General features: G+C 71.1%; 14 protein-coding genes. 13 read left to right on the plus strand and 1 reads right to left on the minus strand.

Going from position 1 to position 11,693, the window contains the following annotated elements; all coding sequences use genetic code 11:
* Positions 1 to 6: 6 nt before the first annotated feature.
* The 12 genes from ACGWYL_RS08980 to ACGWYL_RS09035 all read left to right on the plus strand — a co-directional run bounded on the left by ACGWYL_RS08980 (position 7) and on the right by ACGWYL_RS09035 (position 9,013).
* The gene (locus tag ACGWYL_RS08980; protein WP_179426188.1) at positions 7 to 519 is read left to right on the plus strand and encodes a PH domain-containing protein; all 513 of its coding nucleotides are present in this window, start codon (positions 7 to 9) and stop codon (positions 517 to 519) included.
* A complete protein-coding gene (locus tag ACGWYL_RS08985) occupies positions 506 to 1,492 on the plus strand; it encodes an adenylate/guanylate cyclase domain-containing protein (protein ID WP_179426186.1) in 987 nt (328 codons plus the stop codon). The genes ACGWYL_RS08980 and ACGWYL_RS08985 overlap by 14 nt, the downstream gene beginning before the upstream one ends.
* A 46-nt stretch (positions 1,493 to 1,538) precedes the next feature.
* Entirely contained in the window at positions 1,539 to 2,675 is a 1,137-nt protein-coding gene (locus ACGWYL_RS08990; protein ID WP_179426184.1) for a 5-(carboxyamino)imidazole ribonucleotide synthase, read from the plus strand.
* On the plus strand, positions 2,672 to 3,166 hold the full coding sequence (purE, locus tag ACGWYL_RS08995; RefSeq protein WP_395486989.1) for a 5-(carboxyamino)imidazole ribonucleotide mutase: 495 nt from the start codon (positions 2,672 to 2,674) through the stop codon (positions 3,164 to 3,166). Before ACGWYL_RS08990 ends, purE begins: the two co-directional genes overlap by 4 nt.
* Before the next feature lie 101 nt (positions 3,167 to 3,267).
* The gene (locus tag ACGWYL_RS09000) at positions 3,268 to 3,969 is read left to right on the plus strand and encodes an alpha/beta fold hydrolase (RefSeq protein ID WP_395486990.1); all 702 of its coding nucleotides are present in this window, start codon (positions 3,268 to 3,270) and stop codon (positions 3,967 to 3,969) included.
* Positions 3,970 to 4,028: 59 nt separating this feature from the next.
* Positions 4,029 to 5,234, plus strand: a complete 1,206-nt coding sequence (locus ACGWYL_RS09005; protein WP_269305484.1) for an acyl-CoA dehydrogenase family protein — start codon at positions 4,029 to 4,031, stop codon at positions 5,232 to 5,234.
* 77 nt (positions 5,235 to 5,311) lie between these two features.
* On the plus strand, positions 5,312 to 6,061 hold the full coding sequence (locus ACGWYL_RS09010; RefSeq protein ID WP_395486991.1) for a phosphatase PAP2 family protein: 750 nt from the start codon (positions 5,312 to 5,314) through the stop codon (positions 6,059 to 6,061).
* 108 nt (positions 6,062 to 6,169) lie between these two features.
* Positions 6,170 to 7,069 carry a hypothetical protein gene (locus ACGWYL_RS09015; RefSeq protein ID WP_395486992.1) on the plus strand — a complete coding sequence of 300 codons (900 nt, stop codon included), beginning with the start codon at positions 6,170 to 6,172 and terminating at the stop codon, positions 7,067 to 7,069.
* A 14-nt stretch (positions 7,070 to 7,083) separates the two neighbouring features.
* Entirely contained in the window at positions 7,084 to 7,239 is a 156-nt protein-coding gene (locus ACGWYL_RS09020; RefSeq protein WP_395486993.1) for a hypothetical protein, read from the plus strand.
* 91 nt (positions 7,240 to 7,330) lie between these two features.
* Positions 7,331 to 7,522 carry a hypothetical protein gene (locus ACGWYL_RS09025; RefSeq protein ID WP_395486994.1) on the plus strand — a complete coding sequence of 64 codons (192 nt, stop codon included), beginning with the start codon at positions 7,331 to 7,333 and terminating at the stop codon, positions 7,520 to 7,522.
* Positions 7,519 to 7,713, plus strand: coding sequence for a hypothetical protein (locus ACGWYL_RS09030; RefSeq protein WP_179426168.1), 195 nt, complete (start codon positions 7,519 to 7,521; stop codon positions 7,711 to 7,713). The genes ACGWYL_RS09025 and ACGWYL_RS09030 overlap by 4 nt, the downstream gene beginning before the upstream one ends.
* A gap of 109 nt (positions 7,714 to 7,822) precedes the next feature.
* Positions 7,823 to 9,013, plus strand: a complete 1,191-nt coding sequence (locus ACGWYL_RS09035; protein ID WP_395486995.1) for a lipase family protein — start codon at positions 7,823 to 7,825, stop codon at positions 9,011 to 9,013.
* A 3-nt stretch (positions 9,014 to 9,016) separates the two neighbouring features.
* Here the strand turns inward: ACGWYL_RS09035 and ACGWYL_RS09040 are convergent, their stop codons facing one another.
* A complete protein-coding gene (locus tag ACGWYL_RS09040; protein WP_179426164.1) occupies positions 9,017 to 10,090 on the minus strand; it encodes an LCP family protein in 1,074 nt (357 codons plus the stop codon).
* A 130-nt stretch (positions 10,091 to 10,220) separates the two neighbouring features.
* Between ACGWYL_RS09040 and ACGWYL_RS09045 the strand changes: the two genes are divergently transcribed.
* Positions 10,221 to 11,663: an LCP family protein gene (locus tag ACGWYL_RS09045; protein ID WP_269305499.1), complete on the plus strand. Its 1,443-nt coding sequence runs from the start codon at positions 10,221 to 10,223 to the stop codon at positions 11,661 to 11,663.
* The last annotated feature ends 30 nt before the right edge of the window (positions 11,664 to 11,693 follow it).

Consider the following 11,693-nt stretch of genomic DNA (forward strand, 5'->3'; position numbering starts at 1 on the left):
GGCGGCATGCTGTCCGAGAAGCTGCTGCTCGACGACGAGGTGGTCGAGGCCGAGACCCGCACCCACCTCAAGGTGCTGATCGTGCCCTTCCTCGTCGGCCTGGCGATCATGCTGGTCGGCGGGTACTTCGCCGGTGCGGTCGGCGACTCGGGCGGAGGCACTCCGCGACTGGCCGGGATCGTCGTCCTGGCGGTGCTGTTCGTCTGGGGCACGCTGCTGCCGTTCCTGCGCTGGCTCACCTGGACCTACACCCTCACGAACCGGCGCCTGATCGAGCAGAAGGGCATCCTGACGCGCAGCGGCCGGATCATCCCGCTCGCCCGCATCAACGACGTCGCCTACGAGAAGGGCCTGATCGACCGGGTCCTGCGCTGCGGCACGCTGATCATCCACGACGCCAGCCAGCAGGCCGGCCTGCAGCTGCACGACATCCCCCACATCGAGGACTTCCACCGCCGCATCTCGCGGCTCGTGCTGGCCTCCCACGCACCCGAGGCGCGCCGCGATGAGCAGTCCTGACGACCAGCAGCTGGTCGACGTCATCCTCGCCGAGCAGCTGCACTACACGAACGCCGAGACGGCCGAGCGGGGCGGACTCACCCCCGAGCAGGCCGCCCGTCTGTGGCGCAACCTCGGCTTCCCGGATCCGGGCGAGGAGATGGCGTTCGGCGACGCCGACGTCTCCGCGGTCGCGATCGTGGCCACCGCGATGGAGCACGAGATCCTCGACGAGGAGACCGTCTTCCGTCTCACCCGCGCGCTGGGCCAGACGATGTCGCGCCTGGCCGACTGGCAGGTGACGATCCTCGTCGACCAGCTGGAGGCCGACATCGTGCGGGGCAAGTCGCAGAGCCGCGCCGAGGCCGCCCTCGAGCTCGCGCAGAGCTCGGTGCCCGGCTTCGAGCGCCTCATGGTGCACGTCTGGCGCCGCCACCTGGCCGCCGCCGCGGCGCGCCTCACGGCTCTCGGCGAGAACGACCAGGCGCTGCTGACCACCGACATGACCGTCGGGTTCGCCGACATGACGCGCTTCACCGCACTGTCGAACCGTCTCGACGAGACCGCCCTGGCGTCGGTGGTCGAGGAGTTCGAGACGCGCTGCGGCGACCTCATCACGGCGGCCGGCGCGCGCGTCATCAAGACGCTCGGCGACGCGATGCTCTTCGTGCACCACGACCCGGTGCACACCACGCGGATCTCGCTCGACATCATCACGACGATCGGCGCCCGGCCGAAGCTGCCCGACGTCCGGGTCGGTCTGGCCACGGGGTCGGTGCTGAGCCGGCTCGGCGACGTGTTCGGCCCTCCGGTGAACCTCGCCGCGCGGCTCTCGCAGGTGGCGCGCGCCAACCGCGTGCTCGTCGACCAGTCCACCGCCGACGCGCTCGGCGACAGGTTCGAGACCCGGGCGCTGCCGCCGCGCCCGATCAAGGGCTTCGGCACCCTCTCGCCGATCACCGTCACCGAGCGTCGCTCCTTCCGCGCCCGCTGAGCGACCTCCGCCGCGGTCCCGGGCCGGTTCGCTCTAGGCTGGCGCCGTGACGCACGAAGCTCCCGCCCCTGACGTCGCCGTGATCGGCGGAGGCCAGCTGGCGCGGATGATGCAGCCCCCGGCGATCGCGCTCGGCCTGCGGCTGGCGCTGCTGGCCGAGGGTCCCGACGTCTCCGCCGCCCAGGTGATCGGTGCCCACCGCGTGGGCTCGCACACCGACCTCGACGACCTCCGTGCCGCGGTCGGCGACGCCCCCGTGGTGACGTTCGACCACGAGCACGTGCCGCCGGAGCACCTGCGCACCCTCGCCGCCGAGGGCCACGAGTGCCGTCCCGGACCCGACGCGCTGATCCACGCGCAGGACAAGCTGGTCATGCGTCGCCGTCTCACCGAGCTGGGCGTCCCGTGCCCGCGCTGGGCCGAGGTGGGCGAGCCTTCCGACGTCGTCACGTTCGGGTTCCCGGCGATCGTCAAGACCGCGCGCGGCGGCTACGACGGCAAGGGGGTCTGGAAGGCCGAGTCCGAGGCCGACCTCGAGGAGCCGTTCCGCGCCGAGGGCGAGCTGCTGGTGGAGGAGCTCGTGCCGTTCCGCCGCGAGCTGTCGGCGCAGGTCGCCCGCAGCGCGACCGGCGAGATGGTCGACTACCCGGTCGTGGAGTCGCGCCAGGTCAACGGTGTCTGCTCCGAGGTGATCGCGCCGGCCCCGAATCTCGACCCCGCCCTCGAGGCGCGGGCCCGCGGCATCGCCCGCACGGTCGCCGAGGAGCTCGGCGTGGTCGGCATGCTGGCCGTCGAGCTGTTCGAGACCGACGACGACCGCGTGCTCGTCAACGAGCTCGCGATGCGCCCGCACAACACGGGTCACTGGTCGATCGACGGCGCCGTGACGAGTCAGTTCGAGAACCACCTGCGCGCCGTCACCGGCCTGCCGCTCGGCTCGACGACCCCGCGCCAGCCGTGGGCGGTCATGGTCAACATCCTCGGCGGCGCCGTGGAGGACCTCGAGGCCCAGCGCGCGGTCGCCCTCGCGGCCGAGCCCGACGTGAAGGTCCACCTCTACGGCAAGGCGGTGAAGCCCGGCCGCAAGGTCGGCCACGTCACCGCCGTGGGCGACGACCTCGAAGACGTGCTCCGCCGGGCCCGGCGCAGCGCGAGCCTGCTGACGGACGGAGTCGAAGGATGAGCGAGCGCGCACGCGTCGGGATCGTGATGGGGTCCGACTCGGACTGGCCCACGATGGAGGCCGCCGCGCAGGCCGTGGCCGAGTTCGGGATCGCGTACGAGGCCGACGTCGTCTCGGCGCACCGGATGCCCGACGAGATGCTCGAGTACGGACGCCGCGCCCACGAGCGCGGCATCGAGGTCATCATCGCCGGCGCCGGCGGAGCCGCCCACCTGCCCGGCATGCTCGCCGCGGTCACGCCGCTGCCGGTCATCGGCGTGCCCGTGCCGCTGAAGTACCTCGACGGGATGGACTCGCTGCTCTCGATCGTGCAGATGCCGGCCGGCGTGCCGGTGGCCACGGTCGCGATCGGCAACGCCCGCAACGCCGGTCTGCTGGCCGTGCGGATCCTCGCCGCAGGCGACCCCGCCCTCACGCGGGCCATGGTCGACTTCCAGGCCACCCTCGCCGACGCCGCCCGCGCCAAGGGCGCCGTGGTCCGCGGTGAGTGACGGTTTCCCCGCTTAACCGGGGAAACCGTCACTTCGCGAGGTTCGCAAACCTCGTCAAGTGACGGGAAACCTCGTCCAGTCGCAGGAGTAGCGTCCGAGACATGGACATCATCCTGGTTCCCGGATTCTGGCTGGACGCCTCGTCGTGGGACGAGGTCACGCCGCTGATCGTCGAGGCCGGACACCGCGTGCACCCGCTGACGCTGCCCGGCCTCGAGTCGCGCGACGCGCCCCGCGCGGACATCGGGCTGCGCGACCACGTCGAGTTCGTCGCGGCGCGGGTCGACGCGCTCGATGGTGACGTCGTGCTGGTCGGGCACTCCGGTGGCGGTGCGGTCATCCACGGCGTCGCCGACCTGCGCCCCGACCGGATCGCGCGCGCGATCTACGTCGACTCGGGTCCGCAGCCCGAGGGCGAGCCGATCAACGACGAGCTGCCGCCCGACGGCGACGAGATCCCGCTGCCGCCGTGGGACACGTTCACCGAGATGGACCTCGTCGACATGGACGAGGCGATCCGGGCCGACTTCGAGGCGCGGGCCGTGCCGCAGCCGATCCGCGTCGCGACCGACGGAATCTCCTACGCCGATGATCGCCGCCTCGACGTGCCGGCGACGATCATCTGCTGCGAGTTCCCGTCCCAGGTGCTGCGCGACGCGATCGAGGCCGGCGATGCGTGGGCCGCCGAGGTCGGCCGTCTGCGCGAGGTCGAGTACGTCGACCTGCCCACCGGGCACTGGCCGCAGTTCACGAAGCCGCGTGAGCTGGCTCGGCTGATCGTCGAGGCGCTCGAGCGTCACTGACGCCGCCGGGTGTCTGCGGCGGGTCACCCCGGGAGGGGCGCGGCAGCCCGCGGCGTAGAATGCGCGGAGTTCCTACCTTTTCAACCCCCGGGAGTTCGAGCGTGTCCGATTTCTTCGCGTTGTCCGAGGAGCATCAGGCGATCCGCGAGGCGGTGCGCGCCGTGGCCGAGGCGAAGATCGCCCCGCACGCCGCCGCCGTGGACGAGGAGGCGCGCTTCCCGAGCGAGGCGAACCAGGCGCTCATCGCGGCCGACTTCCACGCGCCGCACGTGCCCGAGCAGTACGGGGGAGCCGGCGCCGACGCGCTCGCCACCGTGCTGGTGATCGAGGAGGTCGCCCGCGTGTGCGTCTCCAGCTCGCTCATCCCCGCGGTCAACAAGCTCGGCTCGCTGCCGGTGCAGATCGGCGGCGGCGAGGAGATCAAGGCGAAGTACCTGGGCAAGCTCGCGCGCGGCGAGGGCGGCTTCAGCTACTGCCTCTCCGAGCCCGAGGCCGGCTCCGACGCCGCCAACCAGCGGACCACTGCCAAGCGCGACGGTGACGACTGGGTCATCAACGGCACGAAGCGCTGGATCACCAACGCGGGCGAGTCGGAGTACTACACCGTCCTGACGCAGACCGACTTCGAGAAGCGGACGAAGGGCATCACCGCGTTCGTCGTGGAGAAGTCCGACGAGGGCGTCTCGTTCGGCGCGCCGGAGAAGAAGCTCGGCATCAAGGGCTCGCCGACGCGCGAGGTCTACTTCGACAACGTGCGCATCCCGGGCGACCGCATCATCGGCGACGTCGGCGAGGGCTTCGCGATCGCGATGAAGACCCTCGACCACACCCGCGTCACCATCGCCGCGCAGGCGGTCGGCGTGGCGCAGGGCGCCCTCGACTACGCGCTGGGCTACGTCCAGGAGCGCAAGCAGTTCGGCAAGCCCGTCTCGGACTTCCAGGGCCTGCAGTTCATGATCGCCGACATGGGCATGAAGATCGAGGCCGCGCGCCAGCTCACCTACGCGGCCGCCGGTCGCTCCGAGCGCGGCGACAAGGACCTCACGTTCTTCGGCGCCGCCGCGAAGGCCTTTGCGTCCGACGTCGCGATGCAGGTGACCACCGACGCCGTGCAGCTGCTCGGCGGCTACGGCTTCACCCGCGACTACCCGGTCGAGCGGATGATGCGCGACGCCAAGATCACCCAGATCTACGAGGGCACGAACCAGGTCCAGCGGATCGTCATGGCGCGCCAGCTGCTCGCCGGCATCCAGTCCACCCTCTGATCCACTCGCGGCCCTCAGGGTGATCTCGGGGTCGTCCAAGGGTGTTGCTACCGGGAGTGGTTTGAGAGTCTGGTGCAATGGCCCTCCCGCGGCGGTCCGAGGTCGTCGTTCGCTTGCGCGACGGGATCCTGCCTGCGGTGTTCGAGCTGACGCTGCTGGCGCTCGTCTACGTGCTGTACCGCGTCGGTCGTCTGGTGACGATCGACGCGGAGCGGACCGCGTACGCGAACGCCGCCGCGGTGCGCGGGCTGGAGCGCGCCCTGCGGCTGTCGCACGAGGCCTTCATCCAGGACCTCGTCCCGTCGGTCGACCTGCTGCAGGCAGCCAACGTCTACTACGTCGGGGTGCACTTCCCGGCCACGGTGGCGTTCCTCGTGTGGGGATTCGTGCGGCGCCCCCGGGCCGAGTACCGCTGGGCGCGGAACCTCATCATCATCCAGACGACCTGCGCGGTGATGCTGCACATGGCGTTCCCGCTGGCCCCGCCGCGCATGTTCCCGCAGTGGGGGTTCGTCGACTCGATGACCGAGTACGGCCCTTCGGCGTATGACGGCGCGAGCGGTGCGGTGGCCAACCAGTACGCCGCCATGCCGAGCCTGCACGTGGGCTGGGCGGTGCTGATCGCCGTCGTGGTGGTGCGGACCGCGAACGGCCTGGTGCGCCAGCTGGCGGTCTGGCACGCGGCGATCACGATCGTGGTCGTCACCGTCACGGCGAACCACTGGTTCATGGACGGGATCGTCGCCTGCGCGATCCTGCTCGTCGCGATGCGCCTCTTCCCGGCGCCGGGAGTCTCACGGATCCCGCAGCTGCAGCGACTCACCTGACGTCTCCACACCCGGGGGAATGGGTGCTTGACGCGTCCCCTGAAGCACAATAAGTTGTGCGTCAGTTCGTTCGTCACGGGCCTCGCCCATCACCGAATCGGGGGATTCATGCACATCGTCACACGGGCCTTCGCGGTCCTGGCCACCTCGGCCGCGCTCACACTCTCGGCCCTGCCACCGACACAGGCCGGCACGCCGCGCGCCACCTTCGGCGACCGCCTCGGCGAGCTCGCCCAGGTCGAGTCGGCCGTCCCGCTGAGCGCCTCGCCGACGGGCGCCGTCAGGAAGGGAGCCGTTCCGATCGAGACGGCTGGAGGCGCCTCGCTCGCACTCGACCTGCCGGCGAGGGGTGTCACCGCGAAGAAGGCCGACGGGCGGTACCACCTGCCGGGGCGCAAGGGATCGTCGCTCGCCGTCACGCCGACCAGCACCGGCACGCAGGTGCTGGTCGGGATCGACTCGGCGGAGGCCCCGGCCACCTACGACTTCGGGCTCCGCGGCGACGTCTCCCCGCGGCCGGCGCCCGACGGAGGAGTCGACCTCGTCGGACCGGACGGCGCCGTTGTCGCCCAGGTCGAGGCCCCATGGGCCGTCGACGCGGCCGGGCGCCAGGTGCCCACCCGCTACGAGCTGAGGGGGAGCACGATCCGCCAGGTCGTCGACCACCGCGCCCGCGGCGTCGCCTACCCCGTCGTCGCCGACCCGAAGGTGAAGTTCTGCGACCTGGGCACGGCCGTGTGCGTGAAGCTGAGCAAGAAGGAGACCAAGAAGGTGCACGACGCGATGTTCGTCTCGCTCGGGGCGGGGGTGAGCACGCTGTGCGGACTGATCCCTGCGAAGAACCCGGCAGGGGTCGCGGTGAAAGCGGTCTGCGCCGCCGCCGTGAGCGCCTACTTCTACAAGCTGCGAGGGGTGTTCAAGAAGGCCAAGAAGGCGGGAAGGTGCGTCGAGCTGAAGTTCAGGATCGTCGCGGTGGCGGTCGTGGGTGGGAAGGTCGTCAAGTGTTGAGCCGGATCGATCTCGTGGCATATCTCGTCCTCGCGGTGGCGCTCGTCGCGATGGTCCTTCTCCTCAGCGATCGCGGTGTGTTCGCCTGGGCTCTGGCCGGTGCCTGCTTCGTCGGGGTGCTCGCGGGCGATCTGACTCTGCGCGCGATCCGCCGCCGGTCCCGCCGTTGACGGAGGAGCCGATGTGGAAAACGCTGCTGCTGGTGGTGGCTGCCGGGCCTACGGTGCGAGTCCGAGTAGACGTGGGAAGGGAGAAGTGCTGATGAGGACACCTGTCGCGCTGGTCGCCGCGCTTGGCCTCTACTGGATGGGTCTCAACCAAGGCGCGGAGGCGCCTGGCGGGATCGTCCGCGACTTCTGGACCCTGGCCGTCGTCCTGACGGTGGCAGCCGTGGCATGGGAGCTCGTCGCACGCCGATGGCGCGCCCGACGCGCGACCCCGCCCGCGACATGAGCAGCCGATCCGTCGGCGGGGCGATCGCTTGGGAGGCGCTGTCGATCGGTACGTGCGGGGCAGCGGTCGTCATCGCCTCCTGGGCGGTGAGCGGAGAGCCCGACTGGGTCGCGGGCGGCATCGTCGCGGTGGGATTCCTGGCCATCGACCTGGTCCGATCGCTCAGGTCGCGCCAGCGGTCGCGGGGTTGATCCACGCCGGAGGGTGCTCGCGGCGGGTGGGCGCCGGGGAGGCGGCACCCACCCGCCGCGGTCGTCGGTTTCGGCTCGGCGGGCGGGTCCGCGGCCGTACGATGACGCGGTGATCCGTCGACTGGTCCCGGTGCTCGCGAGCGCCGCGCTCGTGCTGTCCGTCGCGGCCTGCACGGCCGAGGAGGACGAGCCCCGTTCCGCCCCGCAGGGCACCGCGTTCTACACGCCGCCCGCGGACCTCTCGGAGTACGCGCACGGCGACCTCATCTGGTCGCGCGAGCTCGAGGGCGCGATGGGGCTGGAGCAGGCCGACGTCAGCCTCGTCCTCTACGCGCAGCAGGGCGTGGGCGGCGACACGGTCGCCACCTCCGGCTTCGTCGCCGTCCCCGACGGAACCGCTCCCGACGGCGGCTGGCCGGTTGTCACCTGGGCGCACGGCACCACCGGCATTGCCGACCAGTGCGCCCCCACCCGCGCCGACGCGACGATCGCCGACCCGGCCGCGATCGGCACCACCAGCACCCGCCTCCAGCGTTGGATCGACAGCGGCCACGCGGTGGTGGCCACCGACTACGAGGGCCTCGGCACCCCCGGCGACCACCCGTACCTGATCGGCGCCTCGCAGGGCCGGGCCGTGCTCGACATCGTGCGCGCCGCCCGCCAGCTCGATCCCGACCTCAGCGATCGGGTGATGACCGCCGGCCACTCGCAGGGCGGTCACGCGGCGCTGTGGGCCACCTCGATGGCACCGCACTACACGCGCGAGCTCGACGTCGTGGGCACGGTCGCCTTCGCCCCGCCCTCGCACATGTCGCTCGCGGCCGAGGTCGGCCTGTCCGGCGAGGTCGCCGTCCCCGCCGCGCTGGTCGCGATGATCCTGCGCGGCCTCGAGGTCGCCTACCCGGGCAAGATCCCGGTCGACGAGCTGCTCAACGCGAAGGGCGTGAAGCTCTACCCGCAGGTGCGCGAGGAGTGCCTCATGGACCTGCTCGGCCCCGACCGCTTCGGGCTGGCGCCGATGAACCGGTTCGCGGTCAAGAACGCCGACGCCGACCTCGTGCGTGGTCCGCTGGACGCGAACGACCCCAGCTTCCCCGAGGTGCGCGGCCCGATCCTGGTCGTGCAGGGCACCGCCGACAGCGTGGTGCCGCAGGTCCTCACCGACTCGCTCGCCAAGGCCTACCGGGCGCGCGGGCTCGACCTCACCTACACGACGTACCGCGGCGCCGAGCACACCGACGTGCTCGACCGCTCGGCCAAGCAGGTCGCGGCCTTCACGGCCGAGGCGTTCGGCGGCTGACGGCTACTTCCGCAGCCCGTCCTGGGTGCACAGGTCGCCGAGCTCATCGGTCGTGCCGTCCTTGAGGTGCTTGAAGTACTCGACCGCGCGCTCGCGGTCCCACTGCACCGACATGTCCGCGATCGGCACGGTGCAGGACCGACCGTCGCCGCCCATCGCCTTGCCGAGCTTCCACGCGAAGCGGCCGAACGAGAACATCGAGACGTCGTCGCCGACGGCGAGGGACTCCGCGGTCGTCGTGGCCACACGCGTGAACTTCCACGGGTTGAGGACGGTGGAGGGGGACAGGGCCGCGTCGCCGATCGCGCCGATGACCTCGCGCTGGTTCTGGCCGCGCGCGATGTCGCCGCTGGCGAACGCCTTGCGGGAGCGCGAGTACGCCAGGGCGGTCTTGCCGTCGACCTCCTGGCAGCCCTCCTTGATGTTCAGCTTCGCGTCCTTGTCCTTGATGTCGTCCTTCGGGCAGACCTCGATGCCGCCGAGCGCGTCGACGACGTCCTCGAGCCCGGTGAAGCCGATCTCGACGTAGCCGTCGACGCCCAGGCCGGTCTCGCTCTCGATCGTCTCGACGAGCAGCGGCGGGCCGCCGAACGCGTACGCGGCGTTGATCTTGGTCCGGCCGTTGCCGGGGATGTCGACGATCGAGTCGCGCGGGATCGACGTCAGCACCGAGGGGCCTCCACCGCCGTACGTCAGCAGCAGGATGGTGTCGGTGCGGCCCCGGGACTTGTCCTTGGGGCGCTTGTCGGTGCCGGCGAGGACCCACGTGGTGGTCTCGTCCTGGGGGCGTTCGCCGTCGGGCGTGGCGTCGACCTTGGTGATCTTCGACCAGGCGACCACCGGCACGAGCACGAGGAACGCGATCCAGGCCACGAGGACCAGCCACAGCAGCCGCAGTCGACCGCGCGGCTTGCGCTCCTTCGGCGGCTTCGCGCCGCGCTTGCCGGACCCCGGCGGGGGCAGGTTCGGCGGCGGGATCGAGGAGCCGGACGCCGCGGGGCGCGCCGAGGACCGACCGGGCTGATCGTCGTACAGCCAGTCGTATCCGTCCGGATCCTTGGGACCTGAGGGGGGCATGGGGTGAAGGTACCCCGTCGGACCTCGCTCCGATTCCCTTGCCCGGCCTCCGGCGCGTCATCCCGAGGGATCGGGAGCGGCGCTCGATACTGAGGGAACCTTCGGACTCTTCCCCACCGTGAGGACAGCGATGCACGACGACCGCACGAGCGCTCTGGGCGGCACCTACGCCGACCCGGCCAGCGCCACCGCCCGGATCCGCTTCCGGCGCGCCCTGACCCTGGCCGCCATGACCCTCGTGATGCCGGGCTCCGCCCAGCTGGTCCAGGGCAACAAGCGCGTGGGTCGCATCGCGATCCGGATCTGGCTGGGCGTGCTCGCGCTCGTCGCCGCCCTCGTCCTGCTGGCGCTGCTCGACCGCCAGCTCGTCTTCGGCCTGGCCACCAACGCCGCCCTGCTGACCCTCGGCCGCTGGGTCCTCGTGGGCCTCGCGATCGGCTGGGTCGCCCTCATCGTCGACGCCTGGCGGCTCGGCCGCCCGCGCGAGCTCGCCCGTCCGCACCTGGCGATCTCCACCGCGCTGCACGCCGGTCTCGTCGTCGCCACGGCCGCGGTCCTGTTCTTCGCCGCGCACACCGTCTCGGTGATGAACGGCTTCACCGACACGGTCTTCGCCTCCAACACGGTCTCCAAGCCGCACGAGGGTCGCTACAACGTGCTGCTCCTGGGCACCGACTCCGGCAAGGACCGCAGCGGCATGCGCCCCGACTCGATCAACGTCGCCAGCATCGACGCCGAGACCGGCAAGGCCGTCATCATCGGCCTGCCGCGCAACCTGGAGAACGTGCCCTTCCCGAAGGGCTCGGTCATGCGCGAGCAGTTCCCGAACGGCTTCGACTGCGACGGCTGCTACCTCAACGCCGTGAACACCTGGGCGAACGACCACGCGCAGCTCTTCGACGCCAAGGAGCCCGGCATCGACGCCACGATGGACGCGGTCGAGGAGATCACGGGGCTGAAGCTCAACTACTACGCGCTGGTCAACATGAAGGGCTTCTCGAAGCTCATCGACGCGGTCGGCGGCGTTCGCCTCAACGTGCGCGAGCGCACCGCGATCGGCGGCATCGGCTCGCCGATCCGCGGCTACATCGAGGCCGGCGAGCAGAAGCTCTCGGGCGACAAGGCCCTCTGGTACGCCCGCTCACGCGTGGAGAACGACGACTGGTCGCGCATGGGCCGCCAGAAGTGCGTGATGAACGCGATGGTGCGCCAGCTCAACCCGCAGAAGGTCCTCATGAACATGCAGGACATCGCGAACTCGAGCTCGGCGATGCTGCACACGAGCATCCCGCGCCAGGACCTCAACGTCTTCATGGACCTCGCGCTCAAGACGAAGTCGCAGCCGATCTCGTCGGTCTCGCTCGTGCCGCCGGTGATCTACACGGGCAACCCGGACTTCGACAAGGTGCGCCGCCTGGTCTCCAGCGCCGTCGGCAGCTCCGAGGCCCGCGAGGAGGTCCAGAAGTCCGCCCTCGTCACCGCGAAGCTCCCGCTGCTCGAGCTCGGCGGGGAGGCGCAGAAGAAGGACCCGCGCAAGGCCAACCGCAGCGCCGACCTCAACGAGAGCTGCTGAGCCGACCCGCCCGACCGGCGCTGGTTCGTC

It is taken from the genome of Aeromicrobium sp. JJY06 (assembly GCF_044069275.1).
GTDB classification, from domain to species: Bacteria; Actinomycetota; Actinomycetes; order Propionibacteriales; family Nocardioidaceae; genus Aeromicrobium; species Aeromicrobium tamlense.

Coding starts and splice junctions, on each gene's coding strand:
- ACGWYL_RS09015 (WP_395486992.1), top strand. CDS start 6,170: ATGCACATCGTCACACGGGCCTTCGCGGTCCTGGCCACCTCGGCCGCG.
- ACGWYL_RS09030 (WP_179426168.1), top strand. CDS start 7,519: ATGAGCAGCCGATCCGTCGGCGGGGCGATCGCTTGGGAGGCGCTGTCG.
- ACGWYL_RS09005 (WP_269305484.1), top strand. CDS start 4,029: ATGCGCGGAGTTCCTACCTTTTCAACCCCCGGGAGTTCGAGCGTGTCC.
- ACGWYL_RS08980 (WP_179426188.1), top strand. CDS start 7: ATGCTGTCCGAGAAGCTGCTGCTCGACGACGAGGTGGTCGAGGCCGAG.
- ACGWYL_RS09000 (WP_395486990.1), top strand. CDS start 3,268: ATGGACATCATCCTGGTTCCCGGATTCTGGCTGGACGCCTCGTCGTGG.
- ACGWYL_RS09010 (WP_395486991.1), top strand. CDS start 5,312: ATGGCCCTCCCGCGGCGGTCCGAGGTCGTCGTTCGCTTGCGCGACGGG.
- purE (WP_395486989.1), top strand. CDS start 2,672: ATGAGCGAGCGCGCACGCGTCGGGATCGTGATGGGGTCCGACTCGGAC.
- ACGWYL_RS08985 (WP_179426186.1), top strand. CDS start 506: ATGAGCAGTCCTGACGACCAGCAGCTGGTCGACGTCATCCTCGCCGAG.
- ACGWYL_RS09040 (WP_179426164.1), bottom strand. CDS start 10,090: ATGCCCCCCTCAGGTCCCAAGGATCCGGACGGATACGACTGGCTGTAC.
- ACGWYL_RS09045 (WP_269305499.1), top strand. CDS start 10,221: ATGCACGACGACCGCACGAGCGCTCTGGGCGGCACCTACGCCGACCCG.
- ACGWYL_RS09025 (WP_395486994.1), top strand. CDS start 7,331: ATGAGGACACCTGTCGCGCTGGTCGCCGCGCTTGGCCTCTACTGGATG.